Here is a 25,171-nt window from a genome sequence, read left to right as displayed (position 1 = left end):
CCCGTCACGCGGTCCGAGTGCGGCTACTTTAATGGAGTGACCGCCTCTTTCCGATCTGTTTGTATGGTCTGATGAGCGAGATCACCTCTGCGGAGCAATTGCGGGAGCTCCTCGGCACGCCGATGCCCCGCGCGATCAGCAAGGAACGCGTCGCCCTGCACGATCGGGACCTGGAGTGGATCGACGCCTCCCCGTTCCTGGTGATGGCGACGGGCGACGCCGAGGGCAACCTCGACGCCTCGCCGAAGGGCGACCCCACGGGTTCCTTCGTGCACGTCGTGGACCGGCACACCCTCGCGATCGCCGAGCGCCCGGGCAACCGACGCGCCGACGGCTACCTCAACATCCTCGCCAACCCGCACGTCGGGCTGCTGTTCCTCATCCCGGGGCGCAACGAGACCCTGCGCGTCAACGGGCGGGCGAGGCTGCTGCGCGACGCCCCCTACTTCGACGAGCTCGTCGTGAAGGGCCACCGGCCGATCCTGGCCGTCGAGGTGGCGGTCGAGCAGATCTTCTTCCACTGCGCCAAGGCCTTCCTCCGCTCCGGGCTCTGGAAGCCCGAGACCTGGGATCCGGGCGTGCTGCCCTCGCACGCCCGGCTCGTCAAGGAGACCCAGAAGACCGAGGAGACCGTGGCGGAGCTGGAGGCCTACTACGCGCCGGAGAACTACGAGCGCGGCCTCTACAAGGGCTGAGGCCCTGGCGGCGGCCGAGGCCCTACCGCGGCCGGGCCCCGCGTGGCTCAGGCTCCTCGGCGAGGCCGAACAGCGGTAGGCAGGGTGCCAGGCCGGTGATCTCGGTCTCGACCCCGCGGTGCGCGCTCCAGGACTCGCGGTCCACGAGGTAGAGGGTGTCCTCCACGGGGCGGCCCTGGACGGCGGAGAACCTGCGGCCGTTCTCGCGGTAGCCGACGCGGCGTGAGACGGCGTGCGAGGCCGGGTTGTCGGTGTGCGCGGCGCTGCCCACGGTGCGGGCGCCCAGGCCGGTGAAGGCGAGCTCGAGGATCGCCGCGCGCATCTCGGTGCCGTGACCGCGGCCCTGGTGGGCCAGGCCGAGCCAGGAGCCGGTCTCGGCGTGGCGGGCGACGGTGAAATCCTGGGCGTAGAGCTCCTGGATCCCGATCGGAGAGCCGTCGGCGAACACGGTGAGCGGCAGCTTCCAGTCCTGCGCGGTCCAGCCCGCCAGGCAGCGCCAGGAGTACTGGAGGACGTTCCGGGCGACCTTCTCGGGCGGGGCGTCGGTCCACGGGAACGCGAACGGCATGAGGTCCGGCGGGTGGACGCCCGCGGCCGCGACCTCGGCCAGCGCGTCGAGCTCGCTGTCGCGGGGCAGGCGGAGCTCCAGGCGCGGGGTGCGCACCCGGAGTCCGAAGATCGGCCAGTGCTTCATGAGACCCATCGTGGTCCGTACGGCACCGTCTGTCACCCGGTTTTCCGCGGCTCCGTCCTCGGGAGGTCCGGGTGCGCGGGGCCCGGCCGCGCGGCTGGGGAGAGGTAGTCGGCCCACCCCTTGGCGGGCGCCTTGCCGACGGGCAGGGCGCGCAGCGCGGCGAGGACCGCGGGATCCTGGAGCTCCAGCCACGCGACGAGCTGCTTGAAGGAGACGAACCGGACATCGGGCCGCCGCGCGTTGCGGGTGAGGAGCTCGTGGACGGCTTCGAGGTGGATGCCGCCGTTCCAGTGCGCGAAGTGGTTGCCGAGCACGAGCGGCGCGCGGTTGCCCCGGTAGGCGCGCTCGAATCCGGCCTGGAGCACCGCGCGCGCCTCCTTGCGCCAGTGCGGCCGACGGTGGGCGCTGCCGTAGAAGCCGTGCGGGATCTGGGCGCGGAGGATGTCGTGGTCGGTGCCGCGGACCTCCGCGGCACGGCCGGGGAACGGCAGGGTCTGCACGGGCAGCCGCCACAGGCCCCGGTTCCGCCGCGGCCACACCTGACGGCCCGTGCCGCTGGCGTCGTACTTCCAGCCGAGCTGCCGGGCCGCCTTGCGCAGGGTCCGGCCGCCGCCGAGGCAGGGGGTGCGTCCGCCGACGAGTTCGGTCCCGTAGTCGAACGGCAGGGGCGGCAGGTCGGTGAAGCCGGTGTGGGTCTTCCAGGAGCCGACGAACCCGACGGCCTGCCGTATCTCGCGCTTCCAGTCCGCGGCGGTCCAGGTGCGCACTCCCGACCTACCGCAGTAGTGCCCGTTGAACTGGGTGCCTATCTCGTCGCCCTCCCGCCAGGCGAGGCCGAGGTTGAGGACGGTGTCGCGGATCTGCCGGTCCGTCAAGACGCCGAGGTCGGAGGCGCCGGCGGCCCGGTGAGGCGGCCGGTAGAGGTGCCGTCGCCGTTCCGGCAGCAGATACAGCCCGGACAGGAAGAAGGTCATGGTCGCCCCGTTCAGTCGGGCCGCCTGCCGGACCCGCGCGAACGTCCCGTCGGTCGCGCCCGCCCCGTCCCAGGACAGGACGACGAATTGCGGAGGCGCCTCCCCGGCCTTGAGCCTTTCCGGCGTCCACCCCTGAGGTTGCGGTCCTCCGTCGACCGAAGACCCGTCACCCGTCGCCACCGGCGTCGCGCCCCGCGCGGGCCTCCCGGGCGTGTCGGCCGGGTCGGAGATCCCGCACCCGGCCAGGAGCGCCCCCCCGAGCCCCCAGGCCGTCCACTTTGTCCAGCGCCGCACCCTGTCCCCCCGCCGTCCCCGTCCTCGTCCTGGGGGCCGAGGATCCCGAACCCTTGAGCCGCACTGCACGCTCTTGGCGAATCGTCCCCGAATGTTTGCCCGAACCTGACGGGTGGCGCGCGAGGAGGACGCGCGATCGCGGCGCGTGCCGGGGGAGCCCGAGTACGGGCTGATCGACTGGGAGACCTTCCCGGAAGCGTCGGCGGAGCCCGTCGTGCGCAAGGGGCGGCGGCCGGAGGGGAGAAACCAGCGGGCGTTCATCCTGATCGTGGTCGTCGGGTTCATCTTGACGGCGGCGATCGCCGCGGGCTCGTTGGGCGCGGCGTTCCTTGAACCCGAACAGTGGCGGCGGCCGGCTCCTGAGGTGAAGGAGGTCCGCATGTGGGCCTTCTTCACCGCGGGCCCGATCATCGGCTACTTCTTCGCCTTCCACCAGGATCACAGGCGGTGAAGGCCCCGGGCCTCGCGGCCCGGGGCCGGCCCGCAGGACCACGCGGGCGCGGGAGGGCTCCGCACACGGAGGGCGCGCCGGGCGCCGGACGGGCCCGGAACCGGCGGGGGGTCAGCGGGGGGTGCCGTCTCGGGTGAAGGCGCGGCGGGCGTGGGGGGTGTAGCGGAGGGGGAGGGGGAGGACGTTCCAGAGGCCGTCGAAGCGGCGGACGGTTCTGGCGAAGGTCCGGTAGCGGCGTTCGTCGGCGGGGGACCAGGGCAGGTCGAGGATGCGCCGGGTCTCCGGGGGCAGGCCGCCGACGGTGAGGAAGCGGGCGACGGCGTTGGCGGGGGCGCCGAGGACGCGCCAGACGGGGGCGGGGATCCGCTTCGGGCGGGGGAGCCCCTTGGTGGCGTAGCCGACGCTGTAGCGGGCCGACTTGTGGGCGGTGACGCGCTCGGTGAGCATCCGGTGCCAGTACTCCTGGAAGTCCGCCCAGGTCTCGGGCACGGCCCGGTCGCTCACCCCGTACATCGCGTACCAGGTCTTGGATTCTTCGTAGAGGGCGTTCTTCTCGGCCTCGGTGAGCCGCCGGATGAAGGTCTCGGTGCCGTACATGAGGTGGTCGAAGAAGGTCGCGTGGGCCCAGAAGTAGATGTCGGGATCGAGCGCGTGGTAGCGGGTGCCGTCCGGCATGACGCCCTTGATGTCGCGGTGGTAGTCGCGGACGGTCGTGCCCGTCGAGGGGGCCCCGGAGCCGCCGTAGACGGTGTTGAGGATGGGCCCGGCCGAGCGCATGAGGCGGCCGAAGGTGTCGGCGAAGAAGACCGAGTGGTCGAGGACGCCCTGGCCCAGCTCGGGCAGCATGAGCTGGAGGATGCCGGCCCGCGGCCCGACGAGCAGGGTCCGGTTGTCGCCGAAGAAGCGCCAGGTCAGGGAGGTGGGGCCGAGGGGCTGCACGGGTGACTCCTCACGAGGGCGGTGGTCGGCGGACGGTTTCCGCGGAATAATCTGGTGGCGACCGCCACCGACTATGGTTTTCCGGGGCCGAGGCGTCAAGATGGGGGGCGATGGGATCTCCGACACGTTCGTACCGGGGCCGCTCGGCGGCCGAGCGCACGGCAGAGCGGCGCGAGCGGCTGCTGACCGCGGCGCTGGAGTCGTGGGGGGACGGCGGCTGGGCCTCGGTGACCATGCGCGGCGTGTGCGCGCGGGCCGGGCTGAACGACAGGTACTTCTACGAGAGCTTCGCCGACGTCGAGGCGCTCCTGCTGGCCGTCTACGACCGCGCGCTGGACGACATGGTGCGCCATCTGGACCGGGCCGCCTCCGCGCAGCCCGACCCGCGGCTGCGGCTGCGCGCCTCGGTCGCGGCGTTCGTCGGCGCGTTCACCGCGGATCCGCGCCGCGCCAGGGTGGGCCTGGCCGAGCCCGCGGGCAGTCCCGCGCTGGAGCGCAGGCGCAGGGCGACCTACGCGATGTTCGCCGAGCTGGCGCGCGGGGAACTGAGCCCGGCCGACGCCGCGGGGTTCGACACCGCGATGTTCTTCGCGCTCGGCGGCGCCGCCGAACTGGTGATCCGCTGGCTGGAGGGCACCCTTCCGCTGACGGCCGGGGAACTGGAGGAAAGGGTCGCGACACTCGTGCTCGCGGTCGTCGCGCCCCATCTGTGACTGCCATGATCACGGCATGCGCATCGTCATCGCGGGCGGCCACGGTCAGATCGCCCTTCACCTGCTCCGCCAATGGCCCGACGGCTCTGCCGCCGGCCTCGTCCGCAATCCCGTCCACCTCGCCGACCTGGAGGCCGCGGGCCAGTCCGGGCTGGTGCTCGACCTGGAGCGCACGACGGTCCAGGAGCTGGCCGGGGCGATCGACGGCTTCGACGCCCTGGTCTTCGCCGCGGGCGCGGGTCCGGGCAGCGGCGCCCCGCGCAAGCGGACCGTGGACCAGGACGCGGCGATCCTGTGCGCCGCGGCGGCCGAGCGCGCGGGGGTGGACCGGTTCGTCCAGATCTCGGCGATGGGCGCCGACACCACGCCGGATCCGGCCAAGGACGAGGTGTGGGCCGCCTACATCGAGGCCAAGGCCAACGCCGAGGCCGATCTGCGCTCCCGCGACCTGGACTGGACGATCCTGCGCCCCGGCCTGCTCACCGACGACCCCGCCAAGGGCCGCGTGCTCCTCGCCCCCGACACCGGCCGCGGCGCCGTCCCCCGCGCCGACGTGGCGGCCGTCATCGCCGCGATCCTGGGCCAGGGCACCGGCGTCCGCCAGACCCTCGAGCTCATCGAGGGCGACACCCCCGTGGACGAGGCCGTGGCCGCCGTCTGACGCCTTCAGCGGTGGATCGGGCCCCGGGTCCTGGCCAGCGGGGTCGTGCTGCCCGACCAGCGGGTGGCGATGATCTCGGCGGTGATGCTGATGGCCGTCTCCTCCGGGGTGCGGGCGCCCAGGTCGAGGCCGATGGGGGAGTGCAGGCGGGCCAGGTCGGCTTCGGTGAGGGAGGTCGCGCGGAGGCGGTTCAGCCGGTCGGCGTGGGTGCGGCGGGAGCCCATCGCGCCGACGTAGGCGACGGGGAGCCTTAGCGCGACCTCCAGCAGCGGGATGTCGAACTTGGCGTCGTGAGTGAGGACGGCGAGGACGGTCCGGCCGTCGATCCGGCCCGCGGCCGCCTCGGCCGCGAGGTACCTGTGCGGCCAGTCCACGACCACCTCGTCGGCGTCGGGGAACCTGCGGCGGGTGGCGAAGACGGGACGGGCGTCGCAGACCGTCACGTGGAAGCCGAGGAACGAGCCGGCGCGGGCGAGGGCCGCGGCGAAGTCGATCGCGCCGAAGACGATCATGCGGGGCCGGGGCGCGTGCACCTGGACCGCGAGGGTGAGGTCGCCGTCGAGCCGTTCGCCGTCGCGGCCGTAGCGGAGCGTCCCGGTGGTCCCGGACGCGAGCAGGCCCCGGGCGTCGTCGACGGCCGCCTCGTCCAGCCGGGCCGACCCGAAGGTGCCTTCGGCGGAGTCCGCGCGGATCACCATGCGGCGGCCGAACGCGGCGGCGTCGGGCGGGTCCACGCAGGTGGCGACGGCGACGGGCACCCCCGCCCGGATGTCGGCGACGACCCCGTCGAGCCGGGGGAAGGTCTCGGGGCTCACCCGCTCGATGTAGACGTGGATGGTCCCGCCACAGGTCAGGCCGACGGCGAAGGCGTCGTCGTCGCTCACCCCGTACCGCTCGAGGACGGGCACGGCGTCCGGATCGGTGGCCGCGTCACGGGCCAGATCGTAGACGGCCCCTTCGACGCAGCCGCCCGACACGCTGCCGAGGGCCTCGCCGGATTCCGACACCAGCATCGACGCACCCGGCGGGCGGGGCGCCGACTTCCACGTCTCCACGACCGTCGCGAGTCCGGCCGGGCGGCCGGCCGACCACTGCGCGAACAGGTCGTCGAGGACGTCACGCAAGAGGCACGTCCAGATCGGTGCCGTCGGCGATGTCGTCGCAGGGCACCCGCTCGTGGTCGTGCAGCTTCAGGTAGGGCCTGGCCCCCACGTCCCCGATGGCGAGTTCGGCGACGCCCGCCCAGTGGTCGTGGCCGAGGACGACGGGGTGCCCCTGGCGGCCGTCGTAGGTCGCCACGCGCAGGGTCTGCGGTCCCGCCCCCTCAGCGACCCGCTGGACCGCCTCCGGGGTGATCCACGGCGTGTCGACCGGCAGCACCACGACCGCGTCGGCGGACAGCGCGGCGAGCCCGGCGCGCAGCGACGAGCCCATGCCCGACGCCCAGTCGGCGTTCACCACGACGATCACGCCGGGCAGCGGCGGCACCCGGCGCGCCTCCGCGCCGAGCACCGCGACCACCGGGCCGCACCCGGCCTCCCGCAGGGTCCGGACGCCGTGCTCGACGAGCAGGAGGTCCGGGTCGCCGGGGGTCGGGACGAGCGCCTTGGGCATGCCGTAGCGCCGTCCCGCTCCCGCGGCGAGCAAGAGGCCGGGGATCGCCATCAGTCCTCCTGGAGCGCGTTCCACCGCGCGGCGAGATCCGCGCGGGACTGCGGGGGGAGGGTGCCGTACACACGGAAGCGCGCCATGCCCCCGTCGGGGAAGATGTCCAGCCGCACCGCGTCGACGGGCCGGTCGGCGGTGACCCGGAACCGGTGCCGGGTGTCGGGCTGGAGCTTGACGGGCTCCAGTAGGACGGGCCCGTCAAGCGCGCTCACCTTGGCGCTTCCCGGGCAGTTGCCCTTGAAGTGCGAGGTGTCCAGCTCGATCAGCTGCGGCAGACCGGGGGCGGCCAGCTTGACCTCGACCCAGTCGTTGCCGTTGTCGCGGCGGCGCTTGGTCTCCCAGCCCTCGCCCATGGTCCGGGCGAGGCCGGGCAGGAGGAGCTGGTTGGGCGAGCCGTAGAACCGGTCGGACGCGTCGGTGACGGCGCCGCCGTGCTCGGCGGCGGCGAGGTCGAACACGTCGGGGACGAGCGACGGGTCGATGACCGGGGTCCCGTGCACCCGCAGCCGGGCGACGCCGCCGTCGGGGTAGATGTTCAGCCGCACATGGGTGACCAGGCGCGCCGACGGCACCGGGAAGGAGTTCTCGGTGTCGCCCTCCAGCTCGGAGCGGGGGATGACCGGGAACCAGGTGGCCTTCTCCAGCTCCTCGGCCGACGGGTAGTCGGGCAGGAAGCAGCCGTCCACCGACGCCTCGGTCGGGTAGTTGCCGGTGAAGAACGCGGTGTCGACGATGATGTTGCGCAGCACCCCGGGCACGCCGAGCCGCACGATGGCATGGTCGTGTCCGGGCTCGCGGCGCCGCCGGGTCTCCCAGCCGTCGTAGACCTGGCCCTTGTGCCCGAAGGTCGCCAGGGTGAAGGTCGGGCGGTGCGGGTTGATCAGGTTCTCGCGGTCGGCGAAGAACTCGTCGTTGGCCGAGACGACGGTCCCGCCCATCGCGCGTGAAGCCAGATCCAGCAGTTCAGTGAACAACGCTTTCCTCTCGGTGCAGGAACCGTCCGGCGGGCTCGCCGCCGGTCGGCGCGCCGCGCAGCCACGTCGTGTGGACGACGCCGCGAAGGGTCCTGCCGTGGTACGGCGTGACGGGATTGCGGTGGAAGAGGCGTGCCGCGTCCACCGTGAACTCCTCATCCGGGGCGAACGCGACGAGATCCGCGTCCGCTCCTACCGCGATCCTTCCCTTCGCGGGCAGTCCCACAAGATCGGCGGGTGCCCGGCTCATCCATGCAACGAGAGTACTGAGTGGAATGTCGCGTTTGGCGGCCTGCGTCCACATGACGGGCAGTCCCAGCTGCACTGAGGCGATTCCGCCCCAGGCTGTGGCGAAATCTCCCTCTTTGAGATCGGGAGTGCAGGGAGAGTGGTCGGAGACCACGCAGGTGATCACCCCCTCCTTGAGCGCCTCCCACAGGGCGTCCTGGTGGGCGCCCTCCCGGATCGGCGGGCAGCACTTGTACTCGGTCGCCAGCGCCGGGACGTCCTCGGCCCGCAGCGTCAGGTAGTGCGGGCACGACTCGGCGGTGATCCGCACCCCGTCGGCCTGGGCCGCGCGCAGGTGCGGCAGCGCGTCGGCGGCGGCCAGGTGCAGGATATGGGCGCGCGCGCCGGTCCGGCGGGCCGCCTCGATGACGGTCCGGACGGCGGCGGCCTCGGCCTCCGGCGGCCGGGACGCCACGAAGTCGGGGAACGCGGGGCGCGACTCGCCGACCAGGGACGGGTCCTCGGCGTGCACGATGAACAGGGCGTCCACCGTCCGCATGGCCTCTTCCAGGCCCGCCGGGTCCAGCGGCGGGAACTCCGGGACGCCGGAGTCGATGAGGAAGCTCTTGAACCCGAACACCCCGGCCTCGTGCAGGGCCGCGAGATCTCCCGCGTTGCCGGGGATCGCCCCGCCCCAGAACCCGACGTCCACGTGGATCTGGCCCTCGGCCGCCTTCTTCTTGACGGCCAGGGACGCCACGTCGACGGTCGGGGGCAGCGAGTTCAGCGGCATGTCGACGATCGTCGTCACCCCGCCCGCGGCCGCCGCCCGGGTGGCGGTCGAGAAGCCCTCCCACTGGGTGCGGCCCGGCTCGTTCACATGGACGTGCGTGTCCACCAGGCCCGGGAGCAGGACGAGGTCGTCGGAGAGGCCGGTGACGCCTTCGACGTCGGCCTCGTAGGGGAGGATCGCGGCGATCTTCCCGTCCCGGACCACGACGGTCGCGGGTCCCTCGCCTTCGGGCAGCAGCACCCGCTTCGCGCGGACCGCCTTCAACGGGCCGCTCTGCGCGGTCGTCACAGCGCCTCCAGGGTGGTCGAAGGGAAGGGCAGGTCGGACGGGTCGAGCGCGCCGCAGTCCAGGGCGCGCCGCAGGTAGGACGCCAGGGCGCGGGCCGTGGCGGGTTCGTCGAGGAACCCGCTCTCGGTCCGGTTCAGGTAGGCGTCGAGCCTTGTGACGGCCTCGTCCGCGCCCTCCCGGTAGAAGGCGTAGTTCGCGGCGAACCGGGTCGGGAGCTGCGCCGGGTGCAGGTCCCAGCCCTGGTAGAAGCCGCGCTCCAGCGAGCGGCGGACCAGCCGGGAGTGCAGCGCCCAGGCGTCGCGGGTCCGGTCGCCGACCGGCATGACGTTGGTCGAGCCGTCGCTGAGCCGGACCCCGGTCAGCGCGGCCGCGGCCTGCATGACGGCCTTGGCGTGGTCGGCCGCGGGGTGGTCCATCGCCTGGTAGGCGGCGGCGATCCCGCACGAGGCCGAGTAGTCGTAGGTGCCGTAGTGCAGCGCGGTGCAGCGGCCGGCCGAGGCGTGGATCATCGGCGCGACCAGCGCGGTGCCGTCCGGGCCGAGGATCGACTGCGGGGTCTCGATCTGGATCTCGAACCGCAGCTCGCCCGGGGTGGACTCCAGCGCCGCGCAGAGCGCGACCATCGCCTCGACCTGGGCCACCGAGGTGACCTTCGGAAGGGTGACGACGAAACCGGCGGGCACGCCGCCCATCTCGTCGAGGAGGATCTTCAGGGTCCGGACGGCCCGGCGCCGGAGGTCGGCCTCCAGGCACTTGATCCGGATCCCGGAGAAGGGCGTGGTCCCCTCGGCCAGGAACTTGGCCGCCGCGCGGGCGTGCGCGTCCTCCTGGGCGTCGTCGCGGCGGCCGTAGCCGTCCTCGAAGTCGATCCGCAGGTCCTCGATCGGCTCGTCCGCGAGCTTGGCGCGGACCAGGCCGTCGAGGTCGGGGGCGTAGGGCAGGCCGTGCTCGTCGAGCGCGGCGAGCGCGAGGCCGCCCCACGCCGCCGGCAGGTCCGCGGTGACGCGGTCGGCCGGGACATAGACGGTGTGCACGGGCTGGCGGCCCGGCCTGTCGCCCGGATAGCGCGCGGCGAGATCGGCGTCGGCCGTGGCCAGCCGAGCGTCGAGTTGGTCGTAGATCTCTTCTAGCATGTGGTTCCCGTGATGTGCTCAGGTCGCACGGGCACCCTGGTGAGAGCCGTGCCCGTCGCGGCGCGGACGGCCGCGACGACCGCCGGGGTCGAGGAGATCGTCGGAGGCTCGCCCACCCCGCGCAGCCCGTAGGGCGCGTCGGGATCGGCGAGTTCCAGGATGTCCAGCGACATCGGCGGCATGTCCATGATCGTGGGTAGCAGGTAGTCCGTGAACGAGGGGTTGCGCACTATCCCGTCGACCACCTGGATCTCCTCGAACAGCGCGAGGCCCAGACCCTGCGCGGTGCCGCCCTGGATCTGCCCTTCGACGGCCTGGGGATTGACGGCCTTGCCGACGTCCTGCGCGGTCGCGATCTCCACCACCCGGACCAGGCCGAGCTCCACGTCGACGTCCACGGTCGCGCGGTGCGCGGCGAAGGCGTACTGGACGTGCGCGTTCCCCTGGCCGGTCGCGGGGTCCAGCGGATAGGTGCGCTTGTGCCGCCACTCGACGGTCTCCTCGAAGGCGTCGCCGCCGAGCAGGTCGGCGAGGGAGGCCACCGGGGCGCCCGAGGCGTCCACGACCTGCTCGTCCTCCAGCCGGAGGCCGGGGCCGGCGGCCTCGCTGAGCCCGGCGAGCACCCTTTCCCGGACCGCCTCGCACGCGGCCTTCACCGCCCCGCCCGTCACATAGGTCTGGCGGGAGGCCGAGGACGAGCCCGCGGAGCCCACCGCGGTGTCGGCGGGCGCGATCGTCACCCGGGAGACGCCGAGTTCGGTCCGCGCGATCTGCGCGAGGACCGTCACCAGGCCCTGCCCGACCTCGGCCGCTGCGGTGTGCACCAGGACGGCCGGGCGGTCGCCGACGAGTTCGAGCCTGACGCGCGCGGTGGAGTAGTCGTCGAAGCCCTCGGAGAACCCGACGTTCTTGATCCCGATCCCGTACCCGACGCCGCGCACGACGCCCTCGCCGCGCGTGGTGTTGGCGGTCCCGCCCGGCAGGAGGTCGGCAGGGTCCGGCGCGGGCCGCCCCTGCACCAGCCGCAGCAGCTCCGCGACGGGCGCGGCCCCTTCGACGAGCTGGCCCGTCGGCATCCGGTCGCCGACCTTGAGCGCGTTGCGCACCCGGACCTCCACCGGGTCCACCCCGACGGCCTCGGCCAGCCGGTCCATCTGCGACTCGTACGCGAAGCACGCCTGCACGGCGCCGAAGCCGCGCATGGCCCCGCACGGAGGGTTGTTGGAGTAGACGACCTCGGAGTCCATGACGACGTTGGGCACGTCGTACGGGCCGATCCCGAGCGCCGCCGCGTTGGCCGCCACGGCGGGCGACGTCGAGGCGTAAGCACCCCCGTCGAGCAGGATGCGCGCCTTGACGTACACGAGACGGCCGTCGGCGTCGGCCCCGTGCTCGTACCAGAGACGGGCGGGATGCCTGTGGACGTGCCCGAAGAACGACTCCTCGCGGCCGTAGACCATCTTCACCGGGCGTCCCGTGCGGAGCGCCAGCAGGCAGGCGTGGATCTGCATCGACAGGTCTTCGCGCCCGCCGAACGCGCCGCCCACCCCGGCGAGGGTGAAGCGCACCTTCTCGGGGGCGAGGCCGAGGCTCATCGCGACCTGGTTCCGGTCCGAGTGCAGCCACTGCGTCGCCACGTACAGGTCGACGCCCCCGTCGTCGGCGGGGACGGCGAGGCCGGACTCAGGCCCGAGGAACGCCTGGTCCTGCATCCCGACCTCGTAGAAGCCGCTGACGACGACCTCCGCCGCCGCGGCCGGGTCGCCCTTGCGGATCGGCACGTGCCGCAGCAGGTTCGGCCGATCGGCGTGCACCCGCGGCCCGTCCGGCGGCACCGCGGCCTCGGGGTCGGTGATCGGCGGGAGCACCGCGTACTCCACCCGGATCGCCGCGGCCGCGCGGGCCGCGGTCTCGGGATGGTCGGCCGCCACGATCGCGACGGGCTCTCCCTGGTAGCGCACCTCGTCGAAGGCCAGCACCGGCTGGTCGGGGACCTCCAGGCCGTAGACCTTGCGGCCCGGCACGTCCTCATGGGTGAGGACCGTCCGGACCCCGGCGATGGCGAGGGCGGGCCCGACGTCGATGGCGGTGATCTTCGCGCGGGGGTGCGGGCTGCGCAGCGTCGCGCCCCACACCATCTGGTCCGCCCACAGGTCGGACGAGAACGCGAACTCCCCGGTGACCTTGAGCCGCCCGTCCGGCCGTGCCGGACTGCTCCCGACCCCCGCCTCGACCGCCGCGGCGAGTCCCAGATGCGTGGTCATCGGCTCCTCCTTCGCGGAGTTCCCCGGGGCGTCATACGGCGGTTCCGGCGAGGCGGGTGCTCGCGCGGGTCAGGGCGGCGGTGAGCGCGCCCTCGTCGGCGGTGGTGAGGCGACCGTCACGAACGACGAGAGCGCCCGCGACGAGCAGGGCGGCGAGGGGCGGTTCCGCGCCCAGGACGAGGGCGGCGACCGGGTCGGCGATGCCCGCGTGGGCGAGGGTGTCCAGCCGCCACAGGGCGACGTCGCCGAGCTTGCCGGGCTCCAGGGAGCCGATCTCGGCCTCCCGGCCCAGGCAGCGGGCGCCGCCCATGGTGCCGAGGCGCAGCGCCTCGCGCGCGGTCATGGCGGCGGGTCCGTCCGCGAGCCGGGCGAAGTACAGGGCCTGGCGGAGTTCGGGGGCCAGCCGCCCCGCCTCCTGGGAGGCGGCGCCGTCCACGCCGAGCCCGACGGGCGCGCCCGCGCCGAGCAGCGCCCGCACCGGGGCGATGCCCGCGCCGAGCCTGCCGTTGGAGCTGGGGCAGTGCGCGACGCCGGTGCCGGTCGCGCCGAGGGTGGCGATCGACTCCGGGTCGAGGTGGACGGTGTGCGCCAGCCACACGTCGGGGCCGACCCAGCCGAGACGCTCGGCGTACTGCACGGGCGTGCAGTCGAAGCGCTCCCGGCAGAACTCCTCCTCCTCGAGGGTCTCGGCGAGGTGCGTGTGCAGCCGGACGCCCTTGGCCCTGGCCAGCACGGCGGCCTCGCGCATGAGGTCCTCGGTGACCGAGAACGGAGAGCAGGGCGCGACCGCGACCCGCAGCATCGAGGCGGGGGAGGCGTCGTGGTGGGCGTCGACGGCCTCGGCGGTCGCCGCCAGGGCGGCCTCGGTCGTCTCGACGATGTGGTCCGGCGGCAGCCCGCCCTGGGAGGCGCCGAGGTCCATCGAGCCGCGGCACGGGTGGAACCGCAGCCCGATCGTCCGGGCGGCCTCGACCTGGGCGGCGAAGACGTCGCCGCCGTCGCGCGGGTAGACGTAGTGGTGGTCGGTGCTGGTCGTGCAGCCCGACAGCGCCAGCGTGGCGAGGCCGGCCCCGGTCGTCGCGTGCGCGATCTCCGCGTCCAGCAGGCCCCAGACGGGGTAGAGGGCCTTCAGCCACTCGAAGAGGATCGCGTCCTGGGCCAGCGCGCGGGTGGCCCACTGGTACAGGTGGTGGTGGGTGTTGACCAGGCCCGGGGTGGCCAGGCAGCCCGTCCCGTCGACGACGAGGTCGGCGAGGCGCGGGGAGGGCCCTTCCCCGACCGACGTGATCACGCCGTCCTCGATGAGCACATGGCCGCGCGCGTGCTCGGTGCCCGCCGCGTCGACGGTGGCGATCGCGGCGTTCTCGATCAGTGTGGAGGTCATCGGCTGCCGCCCCTCTCCGCGGCCGCCAGGCGCACCGCGTCCATGATCTTCTCGTACCCGGTGCAGCGGCACAGGTTGCCCGCGAGCGCCTCGCGGATCTCCGGGTCGGACGGGTCGGGCACCCGGTTCAGCAGGTCGTGCACCGCCACGACGAGGCCCGGCGTGCAGAACCCGCACTGCACCGCGCCCGTGCGCAGGAACGCGCGCTGCACGGGATCGAGGTCGTCCCCGTCGGACAGGCCCTCCACCGTGACGATCTCGCGGCCCGCCGCCTGGCCCGCCGCGACCAGGCACGCGCACACCGCGACCCCGTCGAGGTAGACCGTGCACGAGCCGCACTCGCCCTGCTCGCAGGCGTTCTTGCTGCCGGGCAGGCCCAGCCGCTCGCGCAGGACGTACAGCAGGCTCTCGCCCTCCCACACGTCGTCGGCGGTACGGGTCGCTCCGTTGATCCTGCAGGTCACCCGCATAGCTCGCTCCAGGCCCAGGTGAGGGTGCGGCGTGCCAGGACGCCGAGGGTGTGCCGCCGGTAGGCGGCGGTGCCGCGCACGTCGTCGATGGGCGAGGCGGCCGCCGCGACGAGCTCGGCGAACCGCGCGGTGAGGGCCGGGGGCAGCCCGGGGTCCCGGGTGGCCCACGGCAGCGCGGCGGCGGCGAACGCCTCGGCCTCCGGCGCGCGCAGCGGGGTCGGCCCGGCCGACCCGATCCCGGTGCCGACGGTCCCGTCCGCGCCGCCCGGCCGCAGTTCCAGCGCGAACGACGCCACCGCGATCACCATCGCGTTCCTGGTGCCGATCTTGGCGAACTGCTGCGGGCCCGGCGCGGGCGGCACCAGCACCGCCGCGATCAGCTCGTCGGGGGCGAGCGCGCTGCGCTTGGGCCCCAGGAAGAACTCGCCGATCGGGATGGTCCGCACGCCCCGGACCGAGGCCGCCTCGACCAGCGCGCCCGCGGCCAGCAGCGGCGGATGGCCGTCCCCGGCGGGCGAGGCCGACCCGAGGTTGCCGCCCAGCGTGCCCCGGTTGCGGATCTGCGGAGACCCGACGGTCCGGGAGGCCCGCGCGAGCCCCGGGAGCCGGTCGCCCAGCTCGGCCATGATCCGGGTGTAGGGCATGCCCGCGCCTATCCGGATCAGCCCGTCGGCCTCCGACCACTCCCGCAGCCCGCCGATCCGGGTGAGGTCGAGCAGCGCTCCGGGTCGCCGCCTGCGGAAGTTCAGCTCCACCATGACGTCGGTGCCGCCCGCGAGCGGCACCGCGTCCGGCAGGTCCGCCTTGGCGGCCAGCGCCTCCGCCCAGGTCCCCGGGCTCAGGAACTCCACGCGAGCCCCTCGTCAGGGGCGCCGTCGCGCAGCACGCTCCCTTCGATGAGGCCGTACGGACGGTCGGCGGCGAAGTAGACCTCGTCGGGATTGTCCAGCCCGAACGGGGCGAGATCGACCAGGAAGTGGTGCTTGTTCGGCAGGGTCAGCCTGACCTCGGCGACCTCCGGCACCTTCTCCAGGACCCGCGTGCCCATCGCGTAGAGGGTCTGCTGCAAGGACAGGCTGTGGGTCTCCACGAAGGCCGAGATCAGGGACTCGCGGATCAGCGCGAAGGCGGGGCCCCAGTCGACGTCCAGGGTCCCGAACCTCCAGGTCGCGGCGACGTCGGTGGCGAGGATCCGCTCTGACGTCTCCTTGAGCGTCGTGAACTCGTCGCGGGGGAACCCGTGGAACTCCGAGTCCGTGGTGTTCATCAGGGTCAGGCCGCGCAGTCCGCCGGTGACCCACGCGCCGTCGGCGGTGACGGTCGCGACGGCCGAGCGGATCTCGCCGCCCGCCTTGGCGAAGGAGTGGTCGCCGATCCGGTCCCAGGAGTAGGCGTCGATCGCGACCCTGGCCTTGTGGATCTGCTCCTGGGACGCGACGAAGTGGCTCGCCAGCGTCGTCGCGAACAGCTCGATCTCGCCGATCCCGAATCGCCGGGCGAAGGCGTAGACGGTGTTCTTCTGCGAGTCGGTCGGCAGGACCCCGGAGTTGTCGCCGGTGAGGTGCGTCGCCGCGAGGTCGCCGGAGAGCTTCGTGCTGACGTTGAGGTCGGTGATCGTGTGGCGGACCCCCTCGCGCTCGACGCGGACGAGGCGGGTCTCGGCCTTGCCGTAACCGTTCGGACCCAGGCTGAACTTCATCTACGAACCCCTGTACGTGGTGTAACCGAAATTGCTGAGCAGCAGGGGGATGTGCAGATGGCCCTCCCCGGGGGCGTCGAAGACGATCGACACCTCGGGGAAGAACGACCGCGGCACCTCGAACCTGAGCCGGTGCCGGCCCCGGTCGGCGTGCCAGCCGGAGATCCGGCCGTCGTCATCGGTCATCCCCTCCGCGACCGGCTCCCACCCTTGCGGGCCGAGCCGGTCGAGCGCGACGGGGACCCCCTGCGCGGGACGCCCCGACGTGGTGTCGAGGACGTGCGTGGAAAGACTCATGGGTTCGTCACCAGCTTCTCCAGGCGCAGCCGCACGATCGCGGCGAGCTCCCGGCGCACGACGCGCCGCTCGGTCTCGGGATCGTTGCCGAGCCGGTGGAGGGCGGCCTGGAGGACCTCTCCCGCGGTGCGGCCGGTGGCGCAGATGAGGAAGACATGACCGAACCTCTCCTCGTAGGCGACGTTCGCGGCGATCAGGGAGCTCTTGGCCGACTCGTCTGGGTGCGCCGCCGCGGACTGCTCCTGGCGGGACCAGGCGGCCTCCTTGGACGTCCCCTCCGCCCTGTCCCCGATCCTCGGGTGGGCGGCGAGAGCGGTCAGCACCTCGTCCCAGGACAGGCCGTCCAGCACGCCCACGGCCGCCTCGGTGAAGGCCGCGACGTCCGGATACGGCCGCCCTTCGGCCACCGCACGCGCCCAGCGCGGGACCGCGCAGCAGGCCAGCAGCCCCTCCTCGGCCTCGGCGCGGGACCGCCCGTTGAAGTCCGCCATCGTCATGACTTGAGTCAATCTCCCCGGGTAGCACCGCCGAAACGTGCGAAGCACCGAAGATGAAACAACGCACGGCTAGCTTCTTTGGAGACCGCTACAAGGAGGGGCCCATGCAGCTCAGGGACGTGCTGGAGCAGCCCGGCCGGAACCTGCCCGTCCTGATCGGCGCGCAGGCGCTCGACCGGCCGCTGCGGTCCAGCTTCACCACCGACCTGCTCGACCCCGGCCGCTACCTCGTCGGCGGCGAGATGGTGCTCACCGGCCTGATGTGGCGCAAGGAGCCCGCCGACTCCGAGGTGTTCGTGGAGAACCTGGCCAGGGCCGGGATCGCCGCGCTCGGCGCGGGCGAGGGCCTGCTCGGCTCGGTCCCCGACGATCTCGTGGAAGCCTGCCGCAGGCACGCGGTGCCGCTGTTCGCGGTCCCCGCCGACGTGTCCTTCCGGGAGATCACCGAGCGCATGGCGACGGTCCTGTGGGCCGAGCGCGAGGCCACCGCGCTGGCCGCCCGCAGCAGGCACCGGGGACTGATCGCCGCCCTCACCTCGGGCGCGACCCTCCGCGAGGTGTGGCCGTCGGTCCACGCCTGGACCGTCGGCTCGTCCGGGCGGGTGCTCGCGGGCGGGCGGCTGCCCGAAGCGCGCCGTCTGGCCACCGCGTTCCTGTCCGCCGACCGCCTCCCGGCCGCCGCCACCATCGACGGCAGGCTGTACCGGATCGAGGGGCTGCCCGGCGTGGCCAGGCTCGGCGGCAGGTTCGTCGCGAGCACGTCGCCGGAGGGCATCGACGAACTCGTCTCGCTCGCCGCGCTGGATCTCGCCAGGACCGAGAGCGCCCGGCAGGTCGAGCGCAGGCTCGCCGCCCAGCTCGTCGAGGCGGTCGCGGCCGAGGAGAACCCGGCCCCCGCGCTGCGCGCCTGCGGCCTGGACGCCGACGGGGCCCACCTCGTGCTCGTCGGGTCGCTGTCCGGGGGTCCCGCGGGCGCCCTCCTGGAGGAACTGACGGACGGGGCGGTCGCCGACCTCGACGGCACCGCGGTCGCGGTGGTGCCCGAGCGTCCCGGGCTGCTCGCGGAACTGCGCGAGGACGTGCTGCGGATGGCCGTCGCGACCCGGGTGACGATCGGTGTCAGCCGGGCCGCCCGCGCGCCGCAGGGCCTGCCCGCGGCGCTCACCGAGGCCCGGCACGCGCACGCCTACGCGCTGGAGCGGCCGGGCCGCTCACGCGTGGTGGGCTGCGACGAGCTCGCCTCGCACGACCTCCTGCTCGCCGGGATCCCCGCGACGGCCAGGCGCGCGTTCGCCGACCGGCTGCTCGCGCCGCTCGTCGACTACGACGCGCGGGGCGGCTCCGAGCTGCTGCGCACCCTTGAGGCGTTCCTCGCCTGCGACGGCTCGTGGACGCGCTGCGCGAGCGTCATGCACGTCCACGTGAACACCCTGCGGTACCGGATGCGCCGGATCGCCGACCTGACCGGCCGGGACCTCGACCTGTTCTCAGACCGGGTCGATTTCCACCTCGCCCTGCGGCTCCGCCGCTGACCCGACCCGGTCCGCGGACGCCTTGGCGAGGCCGGGTTCTTCAAGTGGCCGTGGACCGGGTCCGTCGGATGCGCGCCGCGCTCGTGCCGCTGCGACGGATCCGCCGAGCAGGCCGTCGATGAACGTGGACTTGGCCGAGGTGTAGGCGGTGCGGTCGTCGCCGTGCCGGGCGGCGAGCCCGTGCTTGAGCCTGGCGTACTCGTCGCGGGCCGTCTCGTCCTTGCGGAGCAGGTCGCGCAGCTCCAGATAACGCTCCCACTGGACGTCGCCGGGTGCGATCCCGTGCAGGTGGGCGACGGCGTGGCCCGGGGCGTCCGCGGGCTCCAGGACGTACAGGAGGCCGCCCTGGTCCCCGGTGTCGCCCCGGTAGCCGTAGCCGAGCGGGGCGACCGCCTGGGCCACCTCGGCCGGGTCCACGCCCGGGACGAGCAGCGCGGCGATGTCGATGATCGGCTTGGCGGGCAGGCCGGGGACCGAGGTGGAGCCGACGTGCTCCAGGTCCGAGGCGAGCCCGCCCAGCGCGGCGGCGAGGTCGGCGGCGAGCAGCGCGTAGGCCTGCGACCAGCTCGGGTCGCTGGGAACGACCTTGACGGTTCCGTGCCGCAGCCCGAGCGGCGAGGTGTCGGTCATGTTCTCAGTGTGGCGTCCCGGGCGCGGCGGGTCAGGCGTTACGGCCGAACCGTGCGAGGACGATGTTCTCCACGACGCTGATCACCGAGTAGACGGCGAGGGAGACCAGGGTGATCACCACGACGCTCGTCCACAGGTTGTCGGACTCGAACGTGCTCACGTCCTGGAGCATCCGGTAGCCGATGCCCTTGCCGGTGGCCAGCCACTCCGCGAGCATCGCGCCGATGATCGCGCCGGGCGCGGAGATGCGGGCGGAGGTGAAGAACGCGGGCAGGGCCGACGGGATGAGCACCTTGCGCATGGCCGTCCAGGTGCCGCCGCCGTAGGCGCGCACGAGGTCGACGGCCTGGGGGGAGGCCGAGCGCAGCCCGAGCACGAGGTTCACCAGCGCGGGGAAGAACACCACGATCCCGACGATGACGGTCGTCGCGGTCAGCTCCCGGCCGAAGACCAGGGTGAGGACCGGCGTCATCGCCACCAGCGGCACACTGCGCATGATCATCGCGATGGGCATGAACGCCTGCTCGGCCGCGGTGGACAGCACGAACGCCACGGCGATCACCGACGCCCCGATCAGTCCGACGACGAGTCCGAGCCCCGCGTCGACCAGGGTGATCGTCAGGTCGTCCCAGACGAGCGCGCGGTTGGCCTCGGCCGTCTCGGCGGTGAACAGGTACGCCCAGACGTCGCCGGGGCCGCGCACGACCATCGGGTTCATGTCGAACTGCCGGATGAAGACCAGCCAGGCCACCACGACGAGCACGAGCGAGACGGTGATGGACAGCAGCGTGCCCGCGGTTCTCTTCAGGATCACGACGTACGCTCCCAGGGCATGGCGAACCGGGCGACGAGGGCGACGACCGCGTAGCCGAAGCCGGCCAGCGCGCCCGCGACGATGGCGACCCCCCACGTCCGCTCGGTGGCGAGCTGGGTCTGCGCGACGACCATGGCGAGGCCGAGCCCCTGGTCGACGCGGCCGAGGAACTCGCCGATGATCGCGCCGAGCACCGCCGACGGCGCGGCGATCTTGAGCGCCGCGAAGCTGGAGGGCAGCGCCGCGATGAGCCGCACCTTGACGAGTTGCTTCCACCGCCCGCCGCCGTAGGCCTTGACGAGGTCGAGGCTGGCCTGGTCGGCGGCGCGCAGCCCGGCGAGCACCCCGATGAGCGTGGTGAACAGCACCTGGAGCGCGGCCATCGCGACCATCGGCGAGTCGCCTTCGAGCACGACGGTGAGGATCGGGCCGACCGCGATGACGGGCAGGCAGTAGGAGGCGACGCCGATCTGGGTGATGACCCGCTCGGTCGGCGGGACGAGGATCACCAGCAGGGCGAGGCCGAACGCGATCGCGTTGCCCCAGAAGAAGCCGCGCAGGGCCTCCCATCCAGTCCCCTCCAGATGCGGCCGGTAGAACTCCCACCCGTCGTCGGCCAGGGCCTTGGCCGTGTCCCACGGGGCCGGGACGGCCTCGCCGGGGACGGCGACGGACGCGATCTGCCAAGCGAGGACGAGGGCGACGAGCCCCGCGACGCCCGCCGCCCACTTCGGGACGGTGAGGCGCCTTTCGCCTGCGGCCTTCACTCCTGCGGCCTTCACTCCTGCGTCTCCGGCCCGAAGAGCAGCTCGGAGAGCTTGTCCTGGTAGGCGTGGAACTCGGGCGTGCGCATCACGTCGGGCGTGCGGGGGCGCGGCAGCTCGATCGGCACCTCGGCGATGACGGTGCCGGGCCGGGGGCTCATCACCGCGACGACGTCGCTGAGGAACACCGCTTCGGAGATGCTGTGCGTGACCAGCAGCGTGGTGACCGCGCGCTCGCTCCAGATCCGCTGGAGTTCCAGGTTGAGGCGCTGGCGTGTCATGTCGTCGAGCGCGCCGAAGGGCTCGTCGAGCAGCAGCACCTGAGGTTCGACGACCAGTGCGCGGGCGATCGCGACGCGCTGCCGCATCCCGCCGGACAGCTGCGAGGGCCGCGCCTTCTCGAACCCTTCGAGCCCGACGAGCTTGATGAGGTCGGCCACCTGGTTCTTGCCCGGCTTGATCCCGGCGACTTCGAGGGGCAGCCGGATGTTCGCCGTGACCGACCGCCACGGCAGCAGCGCCGAGTCCTGGAAGGCGATGCCGAGGTGGTGCGCGTCGCGGGCGGCCGAAGGCGCCTCCCCGTGGAGGAGGGCCTCCCCGGCCGTCGGCTTCTCCAGGCCCGCGAGGATGCGCAGGACCGTGGACTTGCCGCAGCCGGAGGGGCCGAGCAGGGACAGGAAGGCGCCCTGCGGGGTCCGCAGGTCCACGCCCTTGAGGGCGGTGACGGACCTGCGGCCCAGCTTGAACTCCTTCACCAGGCCGTGGAGGCTGATGCCGTCAGACAAGAGAAGGGTCTTCCTTGTAAACCTCTTCGACCAGGGACATGTCGAAGAGCTGGTCCGCGGTGATCTCCAGCCCGGCGAACTTGAGCGTGGCGATGTTCAGCTCGATCAGCTCGGGCGTGATGGTGAACAGGCCGTTCTTCTTGGTGTCCTCGGTGTGGATGAGGGCGTTCTCGTCCTTGGACTCCAGGATCTGCTCCTCGAGGTCCAGGCCGAGGTCCTTGCCGTACTTCTCGACCGCGAGCTTCGCGCCGAGCGTCGGGTCGGCGAAGTTGTCCTTCCAGCCGCGCGCCTGGGCGCGCAGGAAGGCCTTGAGGGTGTCGCGGCGCTTCTCGATGGTCTCGGTCTTGACGACGTAGACCTCGCTGACCAGCGGGTAGTTCTGGTCGGCGAACATCATCGTCTCGACCTTGAAGCCCTTCATCCGCAGCGCGTTGGGCTCGTTGGTGACGAAGGACATCCAGCCGTCGACGGTGCCCGTGGTGAGGGGCATCGGGTCGAACTGGACGGGCACCTTCTCCAGGCTCTCCGGGTCGATGTCGTTGGCCTTGAGGAAGGCCGCCCAGATCGCCTCGTTCGTCGCCTGGACGCCGATCTTCTTGCCCTTGAGGTCGGCGACGGTCTTGATGGGGTTGTCGGCCATCGACAGGATGCAGAACGGGTTCTTCTGGTATTCCGCGCCGATGATCTTGATCGGGGCGCCCTTGAGGATGGCCGCCGCGGCGGTGTCGGGGGCGCTGATGCCGATGAGGGCCTTGCCGCCGACGACGTCGGTCTCGGCCGGGGTCGCGGTGGGGCCGCCGCCGATCAGCTCGAAGCCGCTGAACCCCTCTTCCTTGTAGTAGCCGTTCGTGTCGGCGATGTACGCGCCGGCGAACTCCACGTTCTTGACCCAGGAGAAACGGAGGCTTCCGGCGCCGATCGCGCCCGCGGCGTCGGCGGTCGCCGTGTCGGTGGGCTCGTCGTCTCCGCAGGCGGCGAGCAGCGGGGCGGCCGCGAAGAGGCCGGTGGCGAACAGGCCGCCGCGCAGGATCGCGCGGCGGTCGAGGTCATACGTCACAGAGGGCTCCGATCAGGGGGGCGTTGCGGCGACTCGGGGGTGACGTTAAGGATGTGCTGTTGCGTCAGAGGTTCCCATGCGATTCAGGTTTGTTACGCACATCTCACCAATTGTCGGGAGATACAGATCGGTACGGTCCATTGCCGGGGCTTTGGTGGGATGCGCCGAGCAACCGCCCGATCTTGACCGGAGCCATAGAAGAGGGAAACACTGTATGCACTGGTGGAACACGTTGGTCAGGTAGAGGGGCGGGGCCGTGGCGGTGGACGTGATCGTGGTCGGCGCCGGTCCGGGTGGGCTGGCCTGTGCCGTGGCGGCGGCCGAGGGCGGGGCGCGTGTCCTGGTGCTGGACAAGGCCGCGGACGTCGGAGGCGCCCTGCCGTACTCGGGCGGCCACCTGTCCGCCGGAGGCTTCTCCGCCCAGCGCGCGCAGGGCATCACCGACGATGTCGCGGCTCACTGGGCCGATGTGAGGCGGATCAGCCGGGGTCTCGGCCGCGCGGACCTGACCCTGCTGTCCCTGCACGAGCAGCCCGCCGTCATGGAGTGGCTCCTGGACGCCGGCCTGCGGCTCGACCCGGCGACACCGCGCATCGTGCACGGGCACGAGCAGTACGGCACGCCGCGGACCGTGCACGCGCCCGAGGTGCCCGGCGGCCCGGAGATCCTGCGGGTGCTGCGGCTGCTGCTCGCCCCGCACACCGCGAGCGGCGCGGTCGAGGTCCGCACCGCTACGCCGGTGCGCGACCTCCTCGTGCGCGACGGCGTGGTCGCCGGCGTGATCACCGAAGGGCGCGAAGAGATCGAGGGCGCCGCGGTGGTGCTGGCCACCGGGGGGTTCGGCTACCACCCCGAGCTGTTCGGCGAGCTGGAAGGCGCGCCGCTCACCACGTCCGCCGCCCCCACCTCCACCGGCGACGGCCTGGAGATGGCCCGCCGGATCGGCGCCGGGCTCCAGGGGCTCGGCAAGTACATCCCCACTTTCGGGGGGCTGCCGCCGGAACCCGGCGACCTGCGCGTCGACTGGATCCACCGGCCACAGCTCGTCGCGCCGGAGCGGCCGCCGTGGGAGGTCTACGTGGACCGGGGCGGCGCGCGCTGGGTGGCCGAGGACGACCCGAGCATCGACCGCAAGGAGCGCGCGCTCACCGGGATCGAGCGGATGACGTTCTGGATGGTCTTCGACGCCGCCGCGCTGGAGGCGTCCCGGCCGATGGTGCACGGCTGGACTCCCGAAGAGCTGGACGCCCAGTGCGGGATCCGCCGGGGCGTCCACAAGGCGGACACGCTGGAGGAGCTCGCCTCCCGCGCGGGCATCGACCCCGCAGGGCTGGCCGCGGGCATCGCCCGCTACAACGAGTGCGTCGCGGCGGGCAAGGACGCCGACTTCGGACGCGCCCACCTTCCGGCCCGCATCCTGAAGCCGCCGTTCTACGCGGTCGAGAACCACCCCGTCACGCTCATCACCTTCACCGGCGTGGACGTGGACGAAGAGTCCCGGGTCAGGCGGGCGGACGGGACCGTCATCGAAGGGCTGTACGCGGTGGGCGAGGTCATCGGATCGGCCGCGGTGAACGGGAACGCGTTCTGCTCCGGGATGTGCCTCACCCCCGCGATGGCCTTCGGGCGGCTCGTCGGCCGCGCGCTCACCCGTGGTCGAAGGTGAACCCCGCCGCGCGCAGCTTCGCCGACGAGACCGGGACCACAGGTGTCTTGATCTCGCCCCGGAACGACAGCGCGGGCCAGCCGTGCTCGGCGCAGATCGCGCCGAAGGCGACCTCGTTCGTCGGCGGGACGACCGCGTCGGGCACCGCGTTGTACAGGCCGGCCAGCTCGTTCTCGACCACGAAGGCGAGCGCGGCGGCGGCGTCACGGTAGTCGATCCGGTAGAGCAGCGAGTCGGCGGAGAACGGGACGCTTCCGCCCAGCATCTCGTGCGCCATCTTCACCCGGCTCGGGTAGTCGATGTCGCGCGGGTGGCCGAACACGTCGGGGATGCGGACCGCGGATCCGCCGGGGGAGGCCAGCACCGCGCGCTCGCCGTTGGCGAACTCGCGCGGGGAGGCGTCGTCCTCGGACGTCACCGGGGTGTCCTCGGTGACGAGGTCGCCCTCGCCCGCGCCGTAGACCGAGACGGAGCTGGTGAACAGCACCCGGGGGTGGACCGCGGCGGCCGTCGCGGCGCTCGCGGTGAGCGTGTCGGCGTACTCGGCGACCCGCTGGGCCGCGTCGAACGAGCGGGACAGCCGCGGGCTCACGGTCAGCACGACCGCGTCCGCGCCCGCCACCGCCCGCTCGACCGCGGGCCGGTCGCTGCCGCGCAGCACGGCCACCTCGGTGCACACCGGCGCCAGTTCGGCGACCCTCGCCTCGGTGGTCGTGGTCCCGACGACGGAGTGCCCGGCGGAGGTCCACCGCCGGGCCAGCTCCATGCCGACGTTGCCGCAACCGATGATCACATAGCGCATGGGAC

The 25,171-nt window shown here is 73.0% G+C and carries 27 protein-coding genes; 6 read left to right on the top strand and 21 right to left on the bottom strand.

Translation table 11 applies throughout. From position 1 onward, the window contains the following. Positions 1-71 precede the first annotated feature (71 nt). Positions 72-695, top strand: coding sequence for a pyridoxamine 5'-phosphate oxidase family protein (locus EDD29_RS36420; protein ID WP_123668755.1), 624 nt, complete (start codon positions 72-74; stop codon positions 693-695). 22 nt (positions 696-717) lie between these two features. Here EDD29_RS36420 and EDD29_RS36415 read toward each other — a convergent pair whose 3' ends face one another. Then, the gene (locus EDD29_RS36415; RefSeq protein WP_246053188.1) at positions 718-1,389 is read right to left on the bottom strand and encodes a GNAT family N-acetyltransferase; all 672 of its coding nucleotides are present in this window, start codon (positions 1,387-1,389) and stop codon (positions 718-720) included. Positions 1,390-1,421: 32 nt separating this feature from the next. Beyond that, a complete protein-coding gene (locus EDD29_RS36410; RefSeq protein WP_211360120.1) occupies positions 1,422-2,657 on the bottom strand; it encodes a polysaccharide deacetylase family protein in 1,236 nt (411 codons plus the stop codon). 145 nt (positions 2,658-2,802) lie between these two features. Between EDD29_RS36410 and EDD29_RS36405 the strand changes: the two genes are divergently transcribed. Further along, the gene (locus EDD29_RS36405) at positions 2,803-3,108 is read left to right on the top strand and encodes a hypothetical protein (RefSeq protein ID WP_123668753.1); all 306 of its coding nucleotides are present in this window, start codon (positions 2,803-2,805) and stop codon (positions 3,106-3,108) included. A 111-nt stretch (positions 3,109-3,219) separates the two neighbouring features. On the opposite strand, the gene EDD29_RS36400 is transcribed toward EDD29_RS36405, so the two are convergent. Beyond that, positions 3,220-4,047 carry an oxygenase MpaB family protein gene (locus tag EDD29_RS36400; protein WP_246053187.1) on the bottom strand — a complete coding sequence of 276 codons (828 nt, stop codon included), beginning with the start codon at positions 4,045-4,047 and terminating at the stop codon, positions 3,220-3,222. A 110-nt stretch (positions 4,048-4,157) separates the two neighbouring features. On the opposite strand from EDD29_RS36400, the gene EDD29_RS36395 reads away from it, so the two are divergent. Next, the gene (locus EDD29_RS36395) at positions 4,158-4,760 is read left to right on the top strand and encodes a TetR/AcrR family transcriptional regulator (RefSeq protein ID WP_123668752.1); all 603 of its coding nucleotides are present in this window, start codon (positions 4,158-4,160) and stop codon (positions 4,758-4,760) included. 16 nt (positions 4,761-4,776) lie between these two features. Beyond that, entirely contained in the window at positions 4,777-5,421 is a 645-nt protein-coding gene (locus EDD29_RS36390) for an SDR family oxidoreductase (RefSeq protein WP_123668751.1), read from the top strand. Between the two features lie 5 nt (positions 5,422-5,426). Here the strand turns inward: EDD29_RS36390 and EDD29_RS36385 are convergent, their stop codons facing one another. From EDD29_RS36385 to uraD, 12 genes are read right to left on the bottom strand one after another with little or no spacing between them, the layout of a single operon-like run. Further along, positions 5,427-6,545 (bottom strand): XdhC family protein, encoded by a 1,119-nt coding sequence (locus tag EDD29_RS36385; RefSeq protein ID WP_123668750.1) that lies wholly within the window; start codon positions 6,543-6,545, stop codon positions 5,427-5,429. Further along, on the bottom strand, positions 6,538-7,086 hold the full coding sequence (locus EDD29_RS36380) for a nucleotidyltransferase family protein (protein WP_123668749.1): 549 nt from the start codon (positions 7,084-7,086) through the stop codon (positions 6,538-6,540). Before EDD29_RS36380 ends, EDD29_RS36385 begins: the two co-directional genes overlap by 8 nt. Next, positions 7,086-8,063 (bottom strand): allantoicase, encoded by a 978-nt coding sequence (gene alc / locus EDD29_RS36375; RefSeq protein ID WP_246053186.1) that lies wholly within the window; start codon positions 8,061-8,063, stop codon positions 7,086-7,088. The genes EDD29_RS36380 and alc overlap by 1 nt, the downstream gene beginning before the upstream one ends. Then, positions 8,053-9,372: an allantoinase AllB gene (gene allB, locus EDD29_RS36370; RefSeq protein ID WP_246053185.1), complete on the bottom strand. Its 1,320-nt coding sequence runs from the start codon at positions 9,370-9,372 to the stop codon at positions 8,053-8,055. The genes alc and allB overlap by 11 nt, the downstream gene beginning before the upstream one ends. Then, positions 9,369-10,505 (bottom strand): DUF6986 family protein, encoded by a 1,137-nt coding sequence (locus EDD29_RS36365; RefSeq protein ID WP_123668747.1) that lies wholly within the window; start codon positions 10,503-10,505, stop codon positions 9,369-9,371. Before EDD29_RS36365 ends, allB begins: the two co-directional genes overlap by 4 nt. Beyond that, the gene (gene pucD, locus EDD29_RS36360) at positions 10,499-12,769 is read right to left on the bottom strand and encodes a xanthine dehydrogenase subunit D (protein WP_123668746.1); all 2,271 of its coding nucleotides are present in this window, start codon (positions 12,767-12,769) and stop codon (positions 10,499-10,501) included. Before pucD ends, EDD29_RS36365 begins: the two co-directional genes overlap by 7 nt. Positions 12,770-12,800: 31 nt before the next feature. Then, complete coding sequence (locus tag EDD29_RS36355) at positions 12,801-14,153, bottom strand: 8-oxoguanine deaminase (protein ID WP_123668745.1); 1,353 nt, start codon at positions 14,151-14,153, stop codon at positions 12,801-12,803. Then, a complete protein-coding gene (locus EDD29_RS36350) occupies positions 14,150-14,623 on the bottom strand; it encodes a (2Fe-2S)-binding protein (RefSeq protein ID WP_123668744.1) in 474 nt (157 codons plus the stop codon). Before EDD29_RS36350 ends, EDD29_RS36355 begins: the two co-directional genes overlap by 4 nt. Then, complete coding sequence (locus EDD29_RS36345; protein ID WP_123668743.1) at positions 14,614-15,474, bottom strand: FAD binding domain-containing protein; 861 nt, start codon at positions 15,472-15,474, stop codon at positions 14,614-14,616. The genes EDD29_RS36350 and EDD29_RS36345 overlap by 10 nt, the downstream gene beginning before the upstream one ends. Then, on the bottom strand, positions 15,462-16,322 hold the full coding sequence (gene pucL, locus EDD29_RS36340) for a factor-independent urate hydroxylase (protein WP_123668742.1): 861 nt from the start codon (positions 16,320-16,322) through the stop codon (positions 15,462-15,464). Before pucL ends, EDD29_RS36345 begins: the two co-directional genes overlap by 13 nt. Next, on the bottom strand, positions 16,323-16,619 hold the full coding sequence (uraH, locus tag EDD29_RS36335) for a hydroxyisourate hydrolase (protein ID WP_123668741.1): 297 nt from the start codon (positions 16,617-16,619) through the stop codon (positions 16,323-16,325). Then, positions 16,616-17,116: a 2-oxo-4-hydroxy-4-carboxy-5-ureidoimidazoline decarboxylase gene (uraD, locus tag EDD29_RS36330; RefSeq protein WP_123668740.1), complete on the bottom strand. Its 501-nt coding sequence runs from the start codon at positions 17,114-17,116 to the stop codon at positions 16,616-16,618. The genes uraH and uraD overlap by 4 nt, the downstream gene beginning before the upstream one ends. A gap of 104 nt (positions 17,117-17,220) precedes the next feature. On the opposite strand from uraD, the gene EDD29_RS36325 reads away from it, so the two are divergent. Next, complete coding sequence (locus EDD29_RS36325; protein ID WP_170201717.1) at positions 17,221-18,648, top strand: PucR family transcriptional regulator; 1,428 nt, start codon at positions 17,221-17,223, stop codon at positions 18,646-18,648. On the opposite strand, the gene EDD29_RS36320 is transcribed toward EDD29_RS36325, so the two are convergent. The 5 genes from EDD29_RS36320 to EDD29_RS36300 are packed head-to-tail and all read right to left on the bottom strand — an operon-like array spanning position 18,604 to position 22,698. Beyond that, positions 18,604-19,278: a GrpB family protein gene (locus EDD29_RS36320; RefSeq protein ID WP_123668738.1), complete on the bottom strand. Its 675-nt coding sequence runs from the start codon at positions 19,276-19,278 to the stop codon at positions 18,604-18,606. The two genes, EDD29_RS36325 and EDD29_RS36320, sit on opposite strands and share 45 nt — an antisense overlap. A 31-nt stretch (positions 19,279-19,309) precedes the next feature. Beyond that, positions 19,310-20,092: an ABC transporter permease gene (locus EDD29_RS36315; RefSeq protein ID WP_246053184.1), complete on the bottom strand. Its 783-nt coding sequence runs from the start codon at positions 20,090-20,092 to the stop codon at positions 19,310-19,312. After that, positions 20,089-20,874 (bottom strand): ABC transporter permease, encoded by a 786-nt coding sequence (locus EDD29_RS36310; protein ID WP_246053183.1) that lies wholly within the window; start codon positions 20,872-20,874, stop codon positions 20,089-20,091. Before EDD29_RS36310 ends, EDD29_RS36315 begins: the two co-directional genes overlap by 4 nt. After that, complete coding sequence (locus tag EDD29_RS36305) at positions 20,871-21,641, bottom strand: ABC transporter ATP-binding protein (protein ID WP_123668736.1); 771 nt, start codon at positions 21,639-21,641, stop codon at positions 20,871-20,873. Before EDD29_RS36305 ends, EDD29_RS36310 begins: the two co-directional genes overlap by 4 nt. Next, a complete protein-coding gene (locus EDD29_RS36300) occupies positions 21,634-22,698 on the bottom strand; it encodes an ABC transporter substrate-binding protein (protein WP_123668735.1) in 1,065 nt (354 codons plus the stop codon). The genes EDD29_RS36305 and EDD29_RS36300 overlap by 8 nt, the downstream gene beginning before the upstream one ends. A gap of 256 nt (positions 22,699-22,954) precedes the next feature. Here EDD29_RS36300 and EDD29_RS36295 point away from each other — a divergent pair, with 256 nt between their 5' ends. Continuing rightward, the gene (locus EDD29_RS36295) at positions 22,955-24,364 is read left to right on the top strand and encodes an FAD-dependent oxidoreductase (RefSeq protein ID WP_123668734.1); all 1,410 of its coding nucleotides are present in this window, start codon (positions 22,955-22,957) and stop codon (positions 24,362-24,364) included. On the opposite strand, the gene EDD29_RS36290 is transcribed toward EDD29_RS36295, so the two are convergent. Beyond that, on the bottom strand, positions 24,345-25,166 hold the full coding sequence (locus tag EDD29_RS36290; protein WP_123668733.1) for an NAD(P)-binding domain-containing protein: 822 nt from the start codon (positions 25,164-25,166) through the stop codon (positions 24,345-24,347). The genes EDD29_RS36295 and EDD29_RS36290 overlap by 20 nt on opposite strands. Between the last annotated feature and the right edge of the window lie 5 nt (positions 25,167-25,171).

Source organism: Actinocorallia herbida, from assembly GCF_003751225.1.
GTDB classification, from domain to species: domain Bacteria; phylum Actinomycetota; class Actinomycetes; order Streptosporangiales; family Streptosporangiaceae; genus Actinocorallia; species Actinocorallia herbida.
The sequence above is the reverse complement of the archived record's forward strand: the minus strand, read 5'-3'. Positions and strand labels throughout refer to the sequence as shown.

What these genes read in the sequence shown, in the direction of transcription:
- EDD29_RS36420 (WP_123668755.1), top strand. Translation starts at nt 72, where the DNA reads ATGAGCGAGATCACCTCTGCGGAGCAATTGCGGGAGCTCCTCGGCACG.
- EDD29_RS36415 (WP_246053188.1), bottom strand. Translation starts at nt 1,389, where the DNA reads ATGAAGCACTGGCCGATCTTCGGACTCCGGGTGCGCACCCCGCGCCTG.
- EDD29_RS36395 (WP_123668752.1), top strand. Translation starts at nt 4,158, where the DNA reads ATGGGATCTCCGACACGTTCGTACCGGGGCCGCTCGGCGGCCGAGCGC.
- EDD29_RS36390 (WP_123668751.1), top strand. Translation starts at nt 4,777, where the DNA reads ATGCGCATCGTCATCGCGGGCGGCCACGGTCAGATCGCCCTTCACCTG.
- EDD29_RS36380 (WP_123668749.1), bottom strand. Translation starts at nt 7,086, where the DNA reads ATGGCGATCCCCGGCCTCTTGCTCGCCGCGGGAGCGGGACGGCGCTAC.
- EDD29_RS36365 (WP_123668747.1), bottom strand. Translation starts at nt 10,505, where the DNA reads ATGCTAGAAGAGATCTACGACCAACTCGACGCTCGGCTGGCCACGGCC.
- pucD (WP_123668746.1), bottom strand. Translation starts at nt 12,769, where the DNA reads ATGACCACGCATCTGGGACTCGCCGCGGCGGTCGAGGCGGGGGTCGGG.
- EDD29_RS36355 (WP_123668745.1), bottom strand. Translation starts at nt 14,153, where the DNA reads ATGACCTCCACACTGATCGAGAACGCCGCGATCGCCACCGTCGACGCG.
- EDD29_RS36350 (WP_123668744.1), bottom strand. Translation starts at nt 14,623, where the DNA reads ATGCGGGTGACCTGCAGGATCAACGGAGCGACCCGTACCGCCGACGAC.
- pucL (WP_123668742.1), bottom strand. Translation starts at nt 16,322, where the DNA reads ATGAAGTTCAGCCTGGGTCCGAACGGTTACGGCAAGGCCGAGACCCGC.
- uraH (WP_123668741.1), bottom strand. Translation starts at nt 16,619, where the DNA reads ATGAGTCTTTCCACGCACGTCCTCGACACCACGTCGGGGCGTCCCGCG.
- uraD (WP_123668740.1), bottom strand. Translation starts at nt 17,116, where the DNA reads ATGACGATGGCGGACTTCAACGGGCGGTCCCGCGCCGAGGCCGAGGAG.
- EDD29_RS36325 (WP_170201717.1), top strand. Translation starts at nt 17,221, where the DNA reads ATGCAGCTCAGGGACGTGCTGGAGCAGCCCGGCCGGAACCTGCCCGTC.
- EDD29_RS36320 (WP_123668738.1), bottom strand. Translation starts at nt 19,278, where the DNA reads ATGACCGACACCTCGCCGCTCGGGCTGCGGCACGGAACCGTCAAGGTC.
- EDD29_RS36290 (WP_123668733.1), bottom strand. Translation starts at nt 25,166, where the DNA reads ATGCGCTATGTGATCATCGGTTGCGGCAACGTCGGCATGGAGCTGGCC.